The sequence below is a fragment of the Pseudomonas kuykendallii genome (genome assembly GCF_900106975.1).
Lineage (GTDB): Bacteria > Pseudomonadota > Gammaproteobacteria > Pseudomonadales > Pseudomonadaceae > Pseudomonas_O > Pseudomonas_O kuykendallii.
This window is the reverse complement of record NZ_FNNU01000001.1, coordinates 964,331-981,740: the sequence shown is the minus strand read 5'-3', so window position 1 is coordinate 981,740 and position 17,410 is coordinate 964,331. Positions and strand designations below refer to the sequence as shown.

Annotated in this window: 19 protein-coding genes; 9 read left to right on the top strand and 10 right to left on the bottom strand. The window is 67.6% G+C overall.

What is annotated here, in order from left to right:
* Nucleotides 1-106: 106 nt before the first annotated feature.
* Nucleotides 107-1,018 (top strand): acyltransferase, encoded by a 912-nt coding sequence (locus BLV15_RS04445; RefSeq protein WP_090224956.1) that lies wholly within the window; start codon nt 107-109, stop codon nt 1,016-1,018.
* 105 nt (nt 1,019-1,123) lie between these two features.
* Here the strand turns inward: BLV15_RS04445 and BLV15_RS04440 are convergent, their stop codons facing one another.
* Nucleotides 1,124-1,612, bottom strand: coding sequence for an N-acetyltransferase (locus BLV15_RS04440; protein WP_090224953.1), 489 nt, complete (start codon nt 1,610-1,612; stop codon nt 1,124-1,126).
* Between the two features lie 261 nt (nt 1,613-1,873).
* Here BLV15_RS04440 and fdhD point away from each other — a divergent pair, with 261 nt between their 5' ends.
* Nucleotides 1,874-2,719, top strand: a complete 846-nt coding sequence (fdhD, locus tag BLV15_RS04435; RefSeq protein WP_090224952.1) for a formate dehydrogenase accessory sulfurtransferase FdhD — start codon at nt 1,874-1,876, stop codon at nt 2,717-2,719.
* A complete protein-coding gene (locus tag BLV15_RS04430) occupies nt 2,716-5,037 on the top strand; it encodes an FdhF/YdeP family oxidoreductase (protein WP_090224950.1) in 2,322 nt (773 codons plus the stop codon). Before fdhD ends, BLV15_RS04430 begins: the two co-directional genes overlap by 4 nt.
* A gap of 96 nt (nt 5,038-5,133) precedes the next feature.
* Here the strand turns inward: BLV15_RS04430 and BLV15_RS04425 are convergent, their stop codons facing one another.
* Nucleotides 5,134-5,439 (bottom strand): hypothetical protein, encoded by a 306-nt coding sequence (locus tag BLV15_RS04425; protein WP_090224948.1) that lies wholly within the window; start codon nt 5,437-5,439, stop codon nt 5,134-5,136.
* A gap of 228 nt (nt 5,440-5,667) precedes the next feature.
* Nucleotides 5,668-6,399 (bottom strand): TraX family protein, encoded by a 732-nt coding sequence (locus BLV15_RS04420; protein WP_090224946.1) that lies wholly within the window; start codon nt 6,397-6,399, stop codon nt 5,668-5,670.
* Nucleotides 6,400-6,488: 89 nt separating this feature from the next.
* On the opposite strand from BLV15_RS04420, the gene BLV15_RS04415 reads away from it, so the two are divergent.
* Genes BLV15_RS04415 through BLV15_RS04405 form a run of 3 tightly spaced genes read left to right on the top strand, consistent with a single transcriptional unit; the run spans nt 6,489 to nt 8,220 of the window.
* Nucleotides 6,489-7,532 (top strand): threonine aldolase family protein, encoded by a 1,044-nt coding sequence (locus BLV15_RS04415; protein ID WP_090224945.1) that lies wholly within the window; start codon nt 6,489-6,491, stop codon nt 7,530-7,532.
* Complete coding sequence (locus tag BLV15_RS04410) at nt 7,532-7,918, top strand: glyoxalase superfamily protein (protein WP_090224943.1); 387 nt, start codon at nt 7,532-7,534, stop codon at nt 7,916-7,918. The genes BLV15_RS04415 and BLV15_RS04410 overlap by 1 nt, the downstream gene beginning before the upstream one ends.
* A complete protein-coding gene (locus BLV15_RS04405; protein ID WP_090224941.1) occupies nt 7,915-8,220 on the top strand; it encodes an NIPSNAP family protein in 306 nt (101 codons plus the stop codon). The genes BLV15_RS04410 and BLV15_RS04405 overlap by 4 nt, the downstream gene beginning before the upstream one ends.
* A 588-nt stretch (nt 8,221-8,808) precedes the next feature.
* Here the strand turns inward: BLV15_RS04405 and BLV15_RS04400 are convergent.
* From BLV15_RS04400 to BLV15_RS04380, 5 genes are all read right to left on the bottom strand, one after another.
* Nucleotides 8,809-9,558, bottom strand: a complete 750-nt coding sequence (locus BLV15_RS04400) for a TerC family protein (RefSeq protein ID WP_090224940.1) — start codon at nt 9,556-9,558, stop codon at nt 8,809-8,811.
* A 77-nt stretch (nt 9,559-9,635) separates the two neighbouring features.
* Nucleotides 9,636-10,070, bottom strand: coding sequence for an acyl-CoA thioesterase (locus tag BLV15_RS04395; RefSeq protein WP_090224938.1), 435 nt, complete (start codon nt 10,068-10,070; stop codon nt 9,636-9,638).
* A gap of 24 nt (nt 10,071-10,094) precedes the next feature.
* Nucleotides 10,095-11,258, bottom strand: coding sequence for an iron-containing alcohol dehydrogenase (locus BLV15_RS04390; RefSeq protein ID WP_090224936.1), 1,164 nt, complete (start codon nt 11,256-11,258; stop codon nt 10,095-10,097).
* A gap of 64 nt (nt 11,259-11,322) precedes the next feature.
* A complete protein-coding gene (locus tag BLV15_RS04385; protein WP_090224935.1) occupies nt 11,323-13,113 on the bottom strand; it encodes an acyl-CoA dehydrogenase C-terminal domain-containing protein in 1,791 nt (596 codons plus the stop codon).
* Entirely contained in the window at nt 13,110-14,345 is a 1,236-nt protein-coding gene (locus tag BLV15_RS04380) for a 3-hydroxyacyl-CoA dehydrogenase (protein WP_090224933.1), read from the bottom strand. Before BLV15_RS04380 ends, BLV15_RS04385 begins: the two co-directional genes overlap by 4 nt.
* A 71-nt stretch (nt 14,346-14,416) precedes the next feature.
* Between BLV15_RS04380 and BLV15_RS21800 the strand changes: the two genes are divergently transcribed.
* Together BLV15_RS21800 and BLV15_RS04370 are read left to right on the top strand one after the other, a co-directional pair.
* Nucleotides 14,417-15,211: a hypothetical protein gene (locus BLV15_RS21800; RefSeq protein ID WP_139210685.1), complete on the top strand. Its 795-nt coding sequence runs from the start codon at nt 14,417-14,419 to the stop codon at nt 15,209-15,211.
* A 226-nt stretch (nt 15,212-15,437) separates the two neighbouring features.
* Complete coding sequence (locus BLV15_RS04370; RefSeq protein ID WP_090224930.1) at nt 15,438-15,959, top strand: hypothetical protein; 522 nt, start codon at nt 15,438-15,440, stop codon at nt 15,957-15,959.
* Nucleotides 15,960-16,030: 71 nt separating this feature from the next.
* On the opposite strand, the gene BLV15_RS04365 is transcribed toward BLV15_RS04370, so the two are convergent.
* On the bottom strand, nt 16,031-16,456 hold the full coding sequence (locus BLV15_RS04365) for an HPF/RaiA family ribosome-associated protein (RefSeq protein ID WP_090224928.1): 426 nt from the start codon (nt 16,454-16,456) through the stop codon (nt 16,031-16,033).
* A 100-nt stretch (nt 16,457-16,556) separates the two neighbouring features.
* Between BLV15_RS04365 and BLV15_RS22040 the strand changes: the two genes are divergently transcribed.
* Complete coding sequence (locus BLV15_RS22040) at nt 16,557-16,706, top strand: hypothetical protein (RefSeq protein WP_175534280.1); 150 nt, start codon at nt 16,557-16,559, stop codon at nt 16,704-16,706.
* Here BLV15_RS22040 and BLV15_RS04360 read toward each other — a convergent pair.
* Nucleotides 16,703-17,305 (bottom strand): nitroreductase family protein, encoded by a 603-nt coding sequence (locus tag BLV15_RS04360; RefSeq protein ID WP_090224927.1) that lies wholly within the window; start codon nt 17,303-17,305, stop codon nt 16,703-16,705. The genes BLV15_RS22040 and BLV15_RS04360 overlap by 4 nt on opposite strands.
* Nucleotides 17,306-17,410 lie beyond the last annotated feature (105 nt).

The following is a 17,410-nucleotide window of genomic DNA, read 5'->3' as shown; positions in this document are numbered from 1 at the left end:
GCCCAAAGGCATCGCTGCATAAAAGCCCTGTAACGCCATTGGCTTGGGACGAGCGCCAGCGCTGGGTATGATTCCCCGACCGCACATAGCCAAGGAGAAGAGGCCGATGAGAGCCCCGCTAACCGGCGTCGTCACCACCCTTCTGCTGCTGTTCAACACCCTCGTCCTGATCGGCCCGCTGCTGCTGATCGCCCTGTTCAAACGGATCGCGCCGAACCAGGCGCTGCGCGATCGCTGCTCGCGCGGCGTGATGTGGGTCGCCGAGACCTGGGCCGAGATCGACAAGGCGATCTTCGCCCTGTGCACGCCGACGCACTGGGACATCCGCGGCGGCAGCGAACTGCGCATGGACACTTCCTACCTGGTCATCAGCAATCACCAGTCCTGGGTCGACATCCCGGCGCTGGTGCAGGCCTTCAACCGCAAGACGCCCTACTTCAAGTTCTTCCTGAAGAAGGAGCTGATCTGGGTGCCCTTCCTCGGCCTGGCGTTCTGGGCGCTGGACTACCCGTTCATGAAGCGCTACTCGAAGGCCTTCCTGGAGAAGAACCCGCACCTGCGCGGCCAGGACCTGGCCATCACCCGCGCCGCCTGCGAGCGCTTCAAGCGCCTGCCGGTGACCGTGGTCAACTACCTCGAAGGCACGCGCTTCACGCCGGCCAAGCGCGCGGCGCAAGGCTCGCCCTACCGCCACCTGCTCAAGCCCAAGGCCGGCGGCGTGGCCTTCGTCCTCGCCGCCCTGGGCGAGCAGCTGGATGCCATCCTCGACGTCACCGTGGTCTACCCGCAGACACCCACGCCAGGCTTCTGGGACCTGCTGTGCGGGCGGGTGCCGCGGGTGATCATGGACATCCGCACGTTGCCGCTCGACCCGGCGCTGTGGCGCGGCGACTACGAGAACGACCCCGACTTCCGCCGGCAGGTGCAGGAATGGGTGAGCGGATTGTGGGCAGAGAAGGACGAACGGATCGAGCGGTTGAAGGCGGAGGCCGAAGCCTCCGGGTCCGTCAGCCCGTAGGTTGGGTTGAGCGCAGCGATACCCAAGTCATGCCGCGAGGCGATGGGTGTCGCTTCGCTCGACCCATCCTACGGTGCTGCACAGCTGCAAAAAATCCAAACCTCCTCAACCCGGCTGCATCAACTCCACCGCCTCGCGATCGGCCGCGCGCCGCTCGGCGCCGTCCATCTGCGTGCAATCGAGCATCACCAGTTCCACGTGCCCCGCACGCTGGTCGGTGCGCAGGTCGATCTGGCAGAAGCCGTGCTTCTGGTAGAACGCCACTGCCTCGCTGTTGCGCTCGTAGACCGACAACTCCAGCCCGTCGGTCATGCTGCGCGCCTTCTCCAGCAGCGCCGAGCCGATGCCCTGGCCATGTTCGGAAGGGCTGACGAACAGCGCGGCGAGGATGTGTTCCTGCAAGGCGAAGAACCCGAGCGGCCGGCCGTCACGCTCGTAGAGCCAGACGTCCGCGCTGGGGAGATAGTGGTCGCGCATGTCCTCGAATTTGCCTTCCCAGAAGGACGGTTCGATGAAGTCGTGCGCCTGTTGCGTGGCTTCGAGCCAGATGTCGAGCAGGGCCGGCAGATCGGCCGGGGTCGCTTTCCTGATCATCCTGAAAGTCTCCATTTGTCGATCGATACGGGGTACCGCGCCCTCCGGGCAGACATGTATTCCTTTGTTCCTTCCCGAGCGCCGTTTGCCCGGCGCTCACGGCTTTGAGCGTCGGACCCTGCCCGGTGTTCCCCCGCATCGCCTGTCAGCCAGGCTGGCGCAGCCCATCGAACGTCTCTATCGCCGCATCGGTCCTAACGATTAGACGGGGTGCGACAATCTGCCCTAGTCTCGTTCGCATAACGACACCGAGCCTTGCCTATGAACGCCCCGAGCCGTTCAACCGTGCGCCGCCTGCCCGCTCCCGTTGCCGCCGCCAGCCAGGGATACCGCTTCCATGGCCTGGACGAGCGGGACGCCAGCCCTGCCGAGCTGGCCGAGGAAATTGCCCTGGCGATTTCCTACAACGACCTGAACCAGGCGGTGATGCTGGTCTCCCCCGCCGACCTGGAGGACTTCGTGGTCGGTTTCAGCCTCGCCAGCGGCATCGTCGCCTCGGCCGACGAGCTCTACGACATCGTCATTTCCGGCGACGGCGATGCCCGCCATGCGCAGGTACAGATCGCCAGCCGCGCCTTCTGGCAGCTCAAGCAACAGCGCCGCAACGTCGCCGGCACCAGCGGCTGCGGGTTGTGCGGCGTCGAGGCGCTGGAACAGGCGCTGCCGGACCTCCCGGTGCTGGCGCCGACCCCGCTGCCGCCGCCGCAGTGGCTGGACGGCCTGCGCCAGCGCCTCGGCGAGTTCCAGCCGCTGGGCCAGCACTGCGGCGCGGTGCATGCGGCGCTGTTCATGGACGCCCGTGGCGAACTGCTGCTGGGCCGCGAGGACATCGGTCGGCACAACGCCCTGGACAAGCTGATCGGCGCCCTGCAACGCCAGGCCATCGCCACGCCGGGCGGGCTGGCCGTGGTCACCAGCCGCTGCAGCCTGGAGCTGATCCACAAGGCGCTTCGCGCCGGCCTGCACAGCCTGGTCAGTTTCTCCTCGCCCACCGGCCTCGCCGTGCAGTGGGCACGGCGGCACAACCTGAACCTCATCCATCTGCCCCAACACAGCGCGCCACGGGTCTACAGCCCGGCGCCCAGCGAAGACGAATCGCCGACATGAGCCTGCAAAAGATCGACCCGCAGTACCGCCCCTACAAAGGCCCGGCCGCCGGCTGGGGTGCGCTGGCCAGCGTCACGCGCTTCTGGCTGGACAGCAAGCAGCCGTTCAAGAACCTTCGCGCGCTGCTCAAGACCAACCAGAACGGCGGTTTCGACTGCCCGGGCTGCGCCTGGGGCGACTCGCCGGAGAACGGCATGGTCAAGTTCTGCGAGAACGGCGCCAAGGCGGTCAACTGGGAAGCCACCAAGCGCGGCGTCGATGCCGCCTTCTTCGCCCGCTACAGCGTCAGCCAGTTGCGCGAGCAGAGCGACTACTGGCTCGAGTACCAGGGCCGGCTGACCCAGCCGATGCGCTACGACGCGGCCAGCGACCATTACCTGCCAATCGACTGGGACGCCGCCTTCGCCCTGGTCGCCGAGCACCTGCGCGCGCTGGAAAGCCCCGACCAGGCCGAGTTCTACACCTCCGGGCGGGCCAGCAACGAGGCCGCCTACCTCTATCAGCTGTTCGTCCGCGCCTACGGCACCAACAACTTCCCGGACTGCTCGAACATGTGCCACGAGGCCAGCGGCGTGGCCCTCGGGCAGAGCGTCGGGATCGGCAAGGGCAGCGTGACCTTCGCCGACTTCGAGCATGCCGACGCCATCTTCGTGCTCGGCCAGAACCCCGGCACCAACCACCCGCGCATGCTCGAACCGTTGCGTGAAGCGGTGCGGCGCGGCGCCCAGGTGGTCTGCTTCAACCCGCTCAAGGAGCGCGGCCTGGAACGCTTCCAGAACCCGCAGAACGTGGCGGAAATGCTTGCCAACGGGTCGGAACCGCTGAACACGGCGTTCTTCCGCCCGGCGCTGGGCGGCGACATGGCGGCAGTCCGCGGCATGGCCAAGTTCCTCCTGCAGTGGGAGCGCGAGGCCCAGGCCAAGGGTGAGCCGGCGGTGTTCGACCACGCCTTCATCGCCGAGCACACCGATGGCATCGACGCCTACCTGGCCGAGCTGGATGCCACCTCCTGGGCGCAGATCGAGCAGCAGTCCGGTCTCGCCCTGGCGGAGATCGAGCAGTCCGCGCGCATGTACCGGCGCGCCGAGCGGGTGATCGTCTGCTGGGCGATGGGCATCACCCAGCACCGTCATTCGGTGCCGACCATCCAGGAAATCGTCAACCTGCAGCTGCTGCGCGGCAACCTCGGCAAGCCCGGCGCCGGCCTCTGCCCGGTACGCGGGCACAGCAACGTGCAGGGCGACCGCACCATGGGCATCAACGACCGCCCGCCGGCGGCACTGCTCGATTCGCTGGAAAAGCGCTTCGCCTTCAGCGTGCCGCGGCACAACGGCCACAACACCGTGGAAGCCATCGAGGCGATGCTGGAAGGCCGCGCCCGGGTGTTCATCGGGCTGGGCGGCAACTTCGCCCAGGCCACCCCGGACAGCCCGCGTACCCACCAGGCGCTGCAGCGCTGCGCGCTGACCGTGCAGATCAGCACCAAGCTCAACCGCAGCCACCTGACCCACGGCCGCGACGCACTGATCCTGCCGTGCCTGGGCCGCACCGACATCGACCGCCAGGCCGGCGGCCCGCAAGCGGTGACGGTGGAGGACTCGTTCAGCATGATCCACGCCTCGTTCGGCCAGCTCGAACCGCTGTCCGCCGAGATGCGCTCGGAACCGGCCATCGTCGCCGGCATCGCCAAGGCCACTCTGGGCAATCATCCGGTGGACTGGGACGCGCTGATCGCCGACTACGCCCGCATCCGCGAGCTGATCGCCGATACGCTGCCCGGCTTCCAGGACTTCAACCGCCGCGTCGCCCATCCCGGCGGCTTCTACCTCGGCAACTCGGCCGGCGCGCGCAAATGGGCGACGGCTAGCGGCAGGGCCAACTTCAAGGCCAACGTGCTGCCGGCGGACCTGGTCTCCGAGCGCATGCGCAAGAGCGGCGTGGCCCACGACCTGATCCTGCAGACGCTGCGCTCCCACGACCAGTACAACACCACCATCTACGGCCTGGACGACCGTTACCGCGGCGTGCGCGGGCAGCGCGAGGTGATCTTCGTCAGCGCCGCGCAGATCGAGCGCCTGGGCTATCGGGCGGGGCAGAAGGTCGACGTCACCTCGCTGTGGGACGACGGCGTCGAGCGCACGGTGAAAGGCTTCACCCTGCTCGCCTTCGACATGCCGGACGGCCAGGCCGCGGCCTACTACCCGGAAACCAACCCGCTGGTGCCGCTGGACAGCTACGGCGAGGGCAGCCACACGCCGACCTCGAAGTTCATCGCCATCCGCCTGAAGCCGGCGGCGCCGAGCGCGCGGATCCTCTGATTCGGTGAGCCGGACACGACGACGCCGCGCAGGGCGGACCCTGCGCGGCGTCGTGCGAAGCCTGCCGCACCCTTCCACGCGGGAAGGGGCGCGGACTTACGGGTTCAGGTAGTGCAGGCAGCTGGTGGATGCCTTGCCCAGGCGTTCCTTCATTTCCGGGGTCACGTCGCTGCCCTTCTTGTTCTGCATGGCCTCGATTTCCGCGGTGCTGAACTCCATCCCGACCTTCTCCGCCGCACAGCCGCAATAGGCTTCGGCCTTGGCCGCCGGCACGTTGGCCTTGGCGCTGGTGACGCACTGGTTGGTGAATTCCTCCTTCGCTCCGGCGGGCCACTGCGCGGCGGTGGCCGAGAAGGCCACGAACAGGGGTGCGGCGAAGGCGATCAAGCGGGCGTAACGCATGGTGCTGCTCCTTTTTCTTGCGAAGGACGCGCGGCCGTCGGCCACTGGTTCCTGTTCTGAGGGCTGCCGGGGCCGGGAGTTCCCGCGCGCCGGCGGCTGGCGGCAGTAGCCAAGGCGGCGCCGGCTGTCGGCCGTCGGTACGCCTCGCGGCCTGATAACGGTCGCGAGGGCGCAGGTCGAACCCTACACACAGGAGGATCGTCGCGTACAGGCCCTTTTCGCCCCGGACTAGAGGACGCGAAGCGCGGCCAGCAGGAGGAAGTGCCCGGGATAGAGCAGATAGCCCCAGCGCCTGAACGGCGGCACACCGATCGCCGTATCCGCACGCAACACCGCCAGCCCGAGTGCCGGCGCGACCAGGCACATGCCCAGCACCAGCAGGGCGAACGGCTGCCAGGCGGCGGCTTCGGCGAACAGCGGCGGCCAGCGGTTCGCCGCCAGGCAGACCAGCCCCGGCAGCGCGGCGCACCACAGCGGTCGGCGCAGCACCAGCAAACAGGCCGCCGGCAGCAAGGCCCCGGCCGCGCCGAACATCAGCCAGCGGTCGCCGATGACCGCCAGTACCAGGGCAGCGAACCCGAGCAGCAGGCCAAGCCGCCGCGGACCGCGCAGCGCCTGGGCGATCGACAGGCCGAGGGCGAGCGTCGGCAGCACGTTCAGCGTCGTCGCCGCCTCGCCCACCAGCAGGCGGTACGGCGCTTCCGCCAGCAGCGCGAAGAGCAGCAGCGCGCCCAGGTAGCGCAGCAGCCGACGCGGTTCCGGCGCCGCCGGGTTGCGCGCGAGGTTGGCCGCGATGGCCAGGCAGAAAAACGGAAACGCCAGCCGGCCGAACGGATACAGCCAGCCCAACGCCGGCCAGACGAAGCGCAGGTGATCGAGCAGCATGCTCGCCAATGCCAGCCACTTGAGCAGGTCCAGCGCCGTGTCGCGCCCTGCCGGCGATCCGCCCTTGCCCCTCATCCGGCCTCCGCTTGCCCGTGGCGATCAGCCATTGACCGCCATTGTTGGGTAAAGTGAGCGGCGATGCTTTCACGGATTCCAGGATCACCATGACCGACAACAGCCAGCAATTCGCCAGCGACAACTACTCGGGCATCTGCCCGGAAGCCTGGGCGGCGATGACCGAGGCCAACCAGGGCCACGCGCGCGCCTACGGCGACGACGAGTGGACGGCGCGCGCCGCCGACCATTTCCGCGCGCTGTTCGAGACCGATTGCGAGGTGTTCTTCGCCTTCAACGGCACCGCCGCCAACTCCCTCGCGCTGGCCGCGCTGTGCCAGAGCTACCACAGCGTGATCTGCTCGGAGACCGCCCACGTCGAGACCGACGAATGCGGCGCGCCGGAATTCTTCTCCAACGGCTCCAAGCTGCTGGTGGCGCCCAGTCCGGACGGCAAGCTGAGCGCGGACGCGGTGCGCCTGATCGCCAACAAGCGTCAGGACATCCACTTCCCGAAACCCCGCGTGGTCACCCTGACCCAGGCCACCGAGGTCGGCAGCGTCTACCGCCCCGAGGAAATCCGCGCGATCAGCGCCACCTGCCGCGAACTCGGCCTGCACCTGCACATGGACGGCGCGCGCTTCTCCAACGCCTGCGCGTTCCTCGGCTGCTCGCCGGCCGAGCTGACCTGGAAGGCCGGGGTCGACGTGCTCTGCTTCGGCGGCACCAAGAACGGCATGGCGGTCGGCGAGGCGATCCTGTTCTTCAACCGCGACCTGGCCGAAGACTTCGACTACCGCTGCAAGCAGGCCGGCCAGCTGGCCTCGAAGATGCGCTTCCTCTCCGCGCCCTGGGTCGGCCTGTTGCAGGACGGTGCCTGGCTGCGCCATGCCGAACACGCCAACGCCTGCGCGCGGCACCTGGCCGAATGCGTCGCCGACGTGCCCGGCGTCCGGCTGATGTTCCCGGTCGAGGCCAACGGCGTGTTCCTGCAGATGCCCGAGCCGGCACTGGAAGCCCTGCGCGACCGCGGCTGGCGTTTCTACACCTTCATCGGCAGCGGCGGCGCGCGCTTCATGTGCTCGTGGGATTCGCAGATGGAGCGGGTGGACGAGCTGGCCCGCGACATCCGCGACGTGGTCGGCGGTCTCTGATGGCGGCCACGCTCGGCGCGCCGGTGCCCATCCTGCGCAGCTTCGACGAGGCCAGAGCCAGGGCGTTCTACCTCGACTACCTGGGTTTTTCCGTCGACTGGGAGCACCGCTTCGAGCCGGCGCTGCCGCTTTACATGCAGCTGTCGCGCGACGGCTGCCTGCTGCACCTTTCCGAACACCACGGCGACGCCTGTCCCGGCGCGGCGCTGCGGATCGCCTGCGTCGACCTGACCGCGCTGCACGCCGAACTCCGCGCCAAGGATTACGGTTTCGCACGTCCGGGCATCGTCGAGACGCCCTGGGAAACCCGCGAAATGACCCTTCACGACCCGTTCGGCAATCGCCTGGTCTTCATCGACACGCCCAAGGACTCCCCAGCGCCATGATCACCTGCTACCTGCGCTACCGCATCGATCCGTACAAGCTCGCGGAATTCGAGCACTACGGCAAACTCTGGATACCGCTGGTGGAGAAGTTCGGCGGCACCCACCACGGCTACTTCCTGCCCAGCGAAGGCGCCAGCGATGTCGCCCTGGCAATGTTCAGCTTTCCCTCGCTGGCCGCCTACGAAACCTACCGCGAGCGCTCCTTCGCCGACGCCGACTGCCAGGCCGCCTTTCGCTACGCCGAGGAAACCCGCTGCATCCTCAGCTACGAGCGCAGCTTCTTCCGCCCGGTCTTCAGCTAACCCCCTGCATCCGGCTTACCCACAGCGCGCGTGGATGGCGCTGTGGATAAGCTGTACAGACCCGCCTCCAGGCCAATGCCCGCGCCGCCTCCGGCCATCCGTACATTTTTTGAGCGATTTCAACGAGTTGCCAGCGAACTTTTGCACAGCACCTGTGCAACCGGCTGTGGACAAGCTGTGCGGCCCCGGCTGCAGGCCGCTGACCACGGGGCTTTGCGCGGACTGTACGTTTATTGATCGATCACGAACCGGGCTTTCTATCCACAGGCGCCCTAGGTTTTTCATCTCGGGGAGCAGGATTTGTCGGCGACGCGGGGTTGCCGGTCGGCTGCGGGCGCTTGAACAGGGCAGGCCTTGCCGGATCGGCGGGCCGGGGCTGCGGCGCCGGATGGACATAGGGCTGCGGCGTGGGCGTGCCGGGCGAACCCGGCGCGGACGTTTGCGCGAAGGCGGCAGCGCCAAAGAGGCAGAGCAGGCAGGCGAGGAGGACTTTCATCGGGCGTCTCCGTGGGCGGATACGCCTTGGACAACCACGCGAGGCAATGGCTGCACCGGCAGCGGAGCCGGATGGCTCCGCGCTGTTGCCCCTCAGGACGGTGTGTCGGAGCGCTTGCGCCGAGCACGACGGGCCAGCATGTTGAGCCCTTCGATCAGTGCCGAGAACGCCATCGCCGCGTACAGGTAGCCCTTCGGCACGTGGGCGCCGAAGCCTTCGGCGATCAGCGTCATGCCGATCATGATCAGGAAGCCCAGCGCCAGCATGACCACCGTCGGGTTGTTGCCGATGAAGCGCGCCAGCGGGTCGGCGGCGAGCAGCATCACGGTCACCGCGGCGACCACCGCGATCACCATGATCGGGATGTGCTCGGTCATGCCGACGGCGGTGATGATGCTGTCGATGGAGAACACCAGGTCGAGCACCAGGATCTGCACGATGGCCGAGGTGAAGCCGATACTGGCGACCTTGCCGGTGAACAGGTCGCCTTCCGGCTCCGGGTCCACCGAGTGGTGGATTTCCTTGGTCGCCTTCCACAGCAGGAACAGGCCGCCGGCGATGAGGATCATGTCCTTCCAGGAGAACGCCTGGCCGAACACCTCGAACACCGGTTCGGTAAGCTGGACGATGTAGGCGACGGTGCCGAGCAGTCCAAGCCGCAATACCAGCGCCATGCCGATGCCGAGGCGACGGGCCTTGGTACGCTGGTGTTCGGGGAGTTTGTTGGTGAGTATCGAGATGAACACCAGGTTATCGATGCCGAGCACGATTTCCATGGTGACCAGGGTGGCCAGCGCCACCCAGGCGGCGGGGTCGCTGACGAGTTGCTGCAGGTATTCCATTGAGGCTCTCCGAAGGGTCCGAAGAATAGTACGCGGCGGCCCCCCTGGCGTTCCCTGCGACTTGGCAACAAGTCATTTCAACCGACCAGCAACCCCTCCAGCGCGGCGCGCAGGGTGTCGGGAATCGGCACCGGGCGGTTCGACTGGCGGTCGACGAAGACATGCACGAAACGCCCGGCGGCGCAGGCTTCATCCTCGCCTCCCTTGAACACCGCCAGTTCGTACTGCACCGAGCTGTTGCCCAGCCGGGCGACCCTCAGGCCGACCTCGATGCGCTCGGGAAAGGCGATAGAGGCGAAGTAGTCGCAGCTGGAGCTGACCACGAAGCCCACCACCTGGCCGGCGTGGATATCCAGCCCGCCGCGCTCGATCAGGAAGGTGTTCACCGCGCTGTCGAAGTAGCTGTAGTAGACGACGTTGTTGACGTGACCGTAGAGGTCGTTGTCGTGCCAGCGCGTGGTCACCGGCTGGAAGTGCCGGTAGTCGGCGCGAAGGTGCTGCGGCTGTGGCATGGGGAATCCTTGTCGGTATGGCGGTCAGTAGGCGGCCCGGTAGATCGCCAGGGCGTCGACTTCGCTGACTTCGCGCGGGTTGTTCACCAGCAGGCGGGTCTGCAGCATGGCATCGGCCGCCAGGCGTTCGAGCATCGCCTCGGGGACGTTCGCATCGCGCAGGCGGCTGGGCAGCCCGTGGCGCGTATTGAGCGCCGCCAGTTCGGCGATGAACTGCTCCCCCAGGCTTTCCGCGCTGCCGGCCTGCAGCCGCTCGCCGAGCAGCAGCGGCGCCAGTTCGGCGTAGTGCACGCTGGCCGCCGGCGCATTGAAGCGCAGCACGTGCGGCAGCACCAGCGCGTTGCTCAGCCCGTGGGGAATGTGGAAATGCCCGCCCAGCGGATAGGCCAGCGCGTGCACCGCGGCCACCGGCGAGTTGGCGAACGCCTGCCCGGCCAGGCAGGCGCCGAGCAGCATGGCCTGGCGCGCCTCGCGGTTCTGCCCGTCGTGCACCGCCTCGCCGAGGTTGGCCGCGAGCAGGCGCAACGCCTCGCGGGCGAGCAGGTCGGACAGCGGATTCTTCTTGTGCACGCTGGTGTAGGCCTCGATGGCATGCACCATGGCATCGATCCCGGTGGCGGCGGTCACCGCCGGAGGCAGGCCGAGGGTCAACTCGGCGTCGAGCAGGGCCAGGTCCGGCAGCAGCAGCGGCGAGACCACGCCCATCTTGGTCGTCTCGCCGGTGGTGACGATGGAGATCGGCGTCACCTCCGAGCCGGTGCCGGCGGTGGTGGGCACCTGGATCAGCGGCAGGCGCTGGCCGCGCGCGTTGCCGACGCCGTAGAGGTCGGCCAGTTGCTGCGTACCCTGCGGATGGGCGAGCAGCGCGACCAGCTTGGCGACGTCCATCGAGCTGCCGCCGCCGAAGCCGACGATCAGCTCGGCCTGCAGCGACCTGGCCCGCGCCACGGCCTCCAGCACCACCGCTTCCGGTGGATCGGCGAGCACCTGATCGAAGACCGCCACGGCGACGCCTTGCTCGGCGAAGCCGGGCAGCACGCCGTCGAGCAGCTTGAAGCGGGTGATGCCTGGGTCAGTGACGATCAGCACCGAGCGCGCCCCGCGTTCCCGGCAAAGGGCGGCAAGCCGGCGCGCGGCGCCGCTCTCGCAGATCAGTTGGGCGGTGGTGGCGAAACTGAAGGGTTGCATGGGGTGCTCCTTCTTTCGTGTCATGGAATGCGCAGCGCCCGGCAGCGACGCCGGGAGCGCCGGATCAGAAGGCGAAATCCGCCTCCGGCAGCGTCATCAGGCAGTCCGCACCGCCGAGCAGCGCCTCGCGGTGCATGCTGGCGCGCGGCAGTACGCGGCGCAGGTAGAAGTCCGCGCTGTGCAGCTTGGCCTGGTAGAACGCCACCTCGGCGCTGCCGCCGTCCAGCGCCTCCTGCGCCCGGGCGGCGGCCTGCAGCCAGAGCGCGCCGAGCAGCGTGTAGGCCGAGTAGGCGAGGAAGTCCACCGAGGTGGCGCCGATCTCCTGCGGGTTGCGCGCGCTGACGGCCAGCACGTGGGCGCTCAGCTCGCGCCACTCCAGCAACCGCGTCTGCACGCTGGCCGCCATCGCCGCCAGCGCCGGACGCCCGCCGGCGGCCTCGCAGGCGGCGAGCAGCTCGTCCTGCAGCGCGCCGATCTCCGCGCCGCCGTCGCCGAGCAGCTTGCGGCGGATCAGGTCGAGCGCCTGGATGCCGTTGGTGCCCTCGTAGAGCTGGGTGATGCGGCTGTCGCGCATCAGCTGCTCCATGCCCCACTCGCGGATGTAGCCGTGTCCGCCGTAGATCTGCACGCCGAGGCTGGCGACTTCCTGGCCCATGTCGGTGAAGAACGCCTTGACGATCGGGATCAGCAGAGCGGCGCGCCGGCCGGCGGCCTTGCGCGCCGCCTCGTCCGGGTGGCCGTGCTCCAGGTCGAGCTGGCGCGCGGTGTAGGCGGCCAGCATGCGGCTGCCTTCGACCAGGGTCTTCTGGGTCAGCAGCATGCGCCGCACATCCGGGTGGACGATGATCGGGTCGGCCGCCTTGTCCGGCTGTTGCGCGCCGGCCAGGCCGCGCGACTGTAGCCGCTCGCGGGCGTAGGCGAGCGAGCCCTGCCAGGCCTGCTCGGCGATGCCCAGGCCCTGCAGGCCGACCTGGAAGCGCGCGTCGTTCATCATGGTGAACATGCAGGCCAGGCCCTGGTTGGCGCCGCCCACCAGCCAGCCGGTGGCGCCGTCGAAGTTCATCACGCAGGTCGCCGCGCCCTTGATGCCCATCTTGTGTTCGATGGCGCCGCAGGACAGCGCGTTGCGCGCGCCGGGCGTGCCGTCCGGGTTGGCGATGAACTTGGGCACCAGTAGCAGGCTGATGCCCTTCACGCCGGGCGGCGCGTCCGGCAGGCGGGCGAGCACCAGGTGCACGATGTTCTCGCTCATGTCGTGCTCGCCGCCGCTGATGAAGATCTTGCTGCCGCTGACTGCGTAGCTGCCGTCCGCCTGCGGCTCGGCGCGGGTGCGCAGCAGCGCGAGGTCTGTGCCGGCCTGCGGCTCGGTGAGGCACATGGTGCCGGTCCAGCTGCCGCTCACCATCTTCTCCAGGTAGGCGTCCTTGAGCGCCTCGCTGCCGTGCTTGTACAGCGCCAGCACGGCGCCCTCGGTGAGCCCGGAATAGATGCGGAACGACAGGCTCGCGCCCATCAGCATCTCGTGGAAATTGCACGCCACCAGTTGTGGAAAGCCCTGGCCGCCGTACTGTTCCGGCCCGGTCATGCTCGCCCAGCCGTTCTCGACGAACTGCGCGTAGGCCTCGCGAAAGCCTTGTGGCGTGGTCACCGCGCCGTCGACGAGGCTGACGCCCTGCTCGTCGCTGTGCCGATTGAGCGGCGCCACCACCTCGCCGGTGTAGCGCGCGGCCTCTTCCAGCACGCCGTCGATCAGCTCGTGGTCGAGACCATTGCCAAGCTGTTCGCAATGCCCGGTGACGTCGAAGAGTTCGTGCAGCACGAAGCGCATGTCGCGCAGGGGAGCCTGGTAGTTCATGCGCGGCCCTCCTTCACGTCGCTCAGACGCTGCCCGGAGGCGGCCAGGCGATCGATCAGCGCGGCCGGCTGCCAGTGGTCGCCGAAACGCGCGCGCAGGTCATCCAGGCGGTCGCGGATCGACGCCAGCCCCTGGCCATCGGCCCAGCTCATCGGGCCGCCCTTGTCGGCCGGGAAACCGTAGCCGTTGAGGTAGACCAGGTCGACGTCATGGCTGCTGGCGGCGATGCCTTCGTCGAGGATCTTCGCGCCCTCGTTGACCAGCGCCAGCAGGCAGCGCTCGAGGATTTCCTCGGGGCCGATCTCGCGGCGCGTGTAGCCGAGGGACTCGGACACCTCCAGCACCAGCGCGTCGACCTCGGGGTCGTGTTCGGCCTGACGGCTGCCTTCGGCGTAGCGGTAGTAGCCCATGCGCGCCTTCTGGCCGAAGCGGCCGAGTTCGCAGAGGCGGTTGTCGACCTGCACCTCGGCGGCGTCCTGGCCTTCGCCGGCCAGCTGGCGGGCGCGCCATTCGAGGTCGATGCCGACCACGTCGTACATGCGGAACGGCCCCATGGCGAAACCGAAGCCCTGCAGCGCGGCGTCCACCTGATGCGGGTAGGCGCCTTCGAGCAGCATCGCCCGCGCCTCGCGCACGTAGGTGGCGAGCATGCGGTTGCCGATGAATCCGTCGCAGTTGCCGGCCACCACGCTGACCTTGCCCATGCGCTGGCCGAGCTCGACGGCGGCTTGCAGCACCGCCTTGTCGGTATGCGCGCCGCGCACGATCTCCAGCAGCTTCATGATGTGCGCCGGGCTGAAGAAGTGCAGGCCGAGCACCTGTCCGGGCCGCGCGGTGACGGCGGCGATGGCGTCGATGTCCAGCGCCGAGGTGTTGCTGGCGAGGATCGCCGTCGGCTTCAGGGTCTTGTCCAGCTCGCGGAAGATGCTCTGCTTGAGTTCGAGGTTCTCGTAGACCGCCTCGATCACCAGGTCGGCGTCCGCCAGCGCGGCGTAGCCGTCCACCGCGCGCACCCGTGCCAGGCGTTCGGCCGCCTCGGCTTCGCTGATGCGGCCCTGGCGGACGTTGTGCGCGTTGGTGTCGGCGACCACGCCGAGCGCCTGCTCGAGCATCTGCGGATTGTTGTCCAGCCAGAGCACCTGCACACCGGCGTTGGCCAGGCTCATGACGATCCCGCGGCCCATGGTTCCGGCGCCGATCACGGCGGCCAGTTGGAGAGAAATAGTGCTCATGAAACGTCCTCTTGTTGTTCGGTGGACAGCCTGGACGGCCCGGCGACCGGTCCCGCGGATGGATGGCAGGAATGGAAACGGGCACGGTCGAAGCCGGTCAGCAGCGCACTATTTTTCAAATCCGCCGTTCTGATAAGTCGTATCAAAACGATGAATATCGCCTCCTACGCCGCTCACGACCTGAGTTGCAGCTTCGCGAAGGGCCGTTTTGTCGCACCGCGGACCGGCAGCGAGCGCTCTGCACTAGCCGTTTCGGCAATCTGGTACTACGCTGCGCGCTATCGGTACCGGCGACGAAACACAATAAGGATGCCCCCAGCCGGCATAACCGGATTCACGCTGTAAGGAATCACCCAATGGACGCCATTCCCCTTGCGTTAACGACCTGGGCACTGCTGATCTTCGTGGCATTGGTGATGTGGAGGCAGCTGCTGGTGCCGCTCAATCCCCGCGCCATGGTGCTGACCACCAACTTCCCCCTGGTTTCCCAATACGGCGCCCGCCGTTCCGCCGCCGGCACCCAGGGTTTCACCCTCTATCTGTGCAATTTCGGCGAGCAGCCGGAGACCGTGCAGGACCTGATGCTGCGCAATCAGCGCCATGAGAGCCTGCGGCTGGGCGAGATCAGGATCGAGGCCGGCGACATTCCGACCTTGATCGATCCGCAGCAGCCGATCTGCCTGAGAATGCTCGCCATCGTGCCGATCGACTGCCCATGGGAGGCGATCGACGAGGATTTCGACGGGATCGAGGCCGAACTGGACGATGGCAGCGTGCTCCGCCTGCCCAATTCCGAAGTGCAACGCATCAAGTCGATCGCACGCCTGCTGCCGCATCGCCACGCCTCGCCATTCAGCATCAGCTGACGGGGGCCGGCAGCCGCCGCGCCCCCTCCGAATCGGCCGGCGCCCCTGCCGGCCGCGGATGCCTTTTACACCTGCACCACTGACTTGACCTGCGTACTGGCCATTTGCCCAGCCCGGCTATATCCTGCGCGCCGAAATGTCCCCCACAGGCTCCCCGGCGCTCGCCAACAGGTTCTGCAAAGCCTGCGCCGACGCCGGATTCGGCCGCTCAGGAAGGTTCGTCCAGATGACCCAGATGTCGATCGCGATTTGGATTTTCGTCCTGTCGGCAGGAGCGGCGTGGGCGCTCCGGTACGTATCGCAGCTCCGCCGGGAGCAGCCGATCCTGATCACCACGCAGTTGCCCGCCCAGGGCGGGCGCGTCGATACGGCCGGCGCCAACCTGCGCGCTCCGGGCCCGGGCTTCATCCTCTACCTGTGCAACTTCCATGGTCGTCAGCGCACCGTCAGCGCACTGCTGTTTCGCTACGACCAGGGCCGCCAGCTGCAACTGGGCGCGTTGACCCTGAGCGGCGGGGATCTGGGTGTGGCGATGAACAGCGGGCCGATCACCTTGCAGGGCCGGGCCATCCACCCGTTCGTCTGCCCCTGGTCGGCGATCAATGCGGGCTTTGTCGGCATCGAGGTGGAACTGGCGAACGGTGACACCTATTGCCTGGCCGACAACGAGGTGGCGCGGCTGAAAGCCATCGCCGAGAAAAGCCAAGCGCCGCTCGCGCCGTCCATGCAGCCGCTACCGGCGCGCTGACCGGCCAGAACGAAAACGCCCGACCCCTTTCGGGCGTCGGGCGCATGGCGCTGCAAGATCGCTGAGCGGAGTCAGTCCTTGCCGAGCGCTTCCTGCTTGGCGAGGAATTCCTCCTGCAGCAGCGCGTCGGTGACCTGCTCGGATTCCTCCTCCAGCAGCGGATCGGCCAGATGGCCGGTGGAGACCGTCTTGGCGTCGAGGCGGCCCATCAAATGTTCGAGCGCATGGCGCATTTTTTCCGCGGCGCCATCCACCGCCTGGTTCATGGATTCGGATTTGTGGGTCACGGAAAGCGGCTGGTGGCCCTTCGGACGCACTTCGATCTGGCAACGCTTGTCGTCGGCGCCGGCCTTCTTGGCGTTCTCATCGCTGAGGTGGACTTCGACGCGGGTAAGGAAATCCTCGAATCGGTCGAGTCGCCCCAACACGGCTGCGCTGACCCAATCCTGAACGGAAGCACTCGCTACGATCTGATTGCTGTTCACTTGAACCTGCATGAAATTTCCTCGTTTCTTGTGTACTTCTCTTTTCGAGGCTCGCGGGAGCGTCGAGGTTCACCCCGATCATGCTCTGCCGGACGGGAAATCGTAAGAAGCCATGAGCGCCGCAAACGGACGGATTCGCGCCATCGACGAAAAAGGCGCGCCCGGGGCGCGCCTTTTCGCAGTACAGGTCGACGAGAAGCCGCTCCGGCCGGCGATCCGCCTGCTTCCGTGCAGCAAAACCGGCGCGCAGGGGATCGTCTAGAAGTGGTTACGCAGCACCACCTCGTCGAACGGCAGCTTGCCGATGCGCGGCTTGGGTTCGATGGTCTGTTTGCCGATGGCGACCATCAGGCCGATCACGTGGTTGGCCGGCAGGCGGATCAGCTTGGCCACGGCGTCGAAGTCGAAGCCGTCCATCGGGCAGGAGTCGAGGCCCTTGCCGCGCGCGGCAAGCATCAGCGTCTGCGCCATCAGCCCGCAGCTGCGCATGGTTTCATCGCGCTGCACCTGCGGCTTGTCGCGGTAGTAGGCGTCGATGGCGCCGGCCATATAGTCCTGCACTTCCGGCGGCGCGCCTTCCCAGACGCGTTTCACGTTCTTCACCCAGCTGTCGACCTGGGCGCAGACCACCACCAGCATCGAGGCATCGGTCATCTGCGCCTGGCCCCAGCCCGCCTCGCGGATCTGCGCGCGCAGGGCGGGGTCGCTGACTTCCACCAGGCGCACGTGCTGCAGGTTGAACGCCGAAGGGGCTAGCAGCGCGAGGCGTAGCAGGTCGTTCTTCTCCTCCGCGCTGAGGACGAAGGCCGGATCGTAGCCCTTGACCGCGCGGCGGGTGGTGATCGCTTCTTCTATGTGCATGTGGACTCCGGAACAGATGAGGACGGGCGCCCATGCTAGGCAGCGACGTGCCGGCAATCCACTGTCTTTTGCCGATGGAAAGGATCGAGCGGCCCGATGATTTCC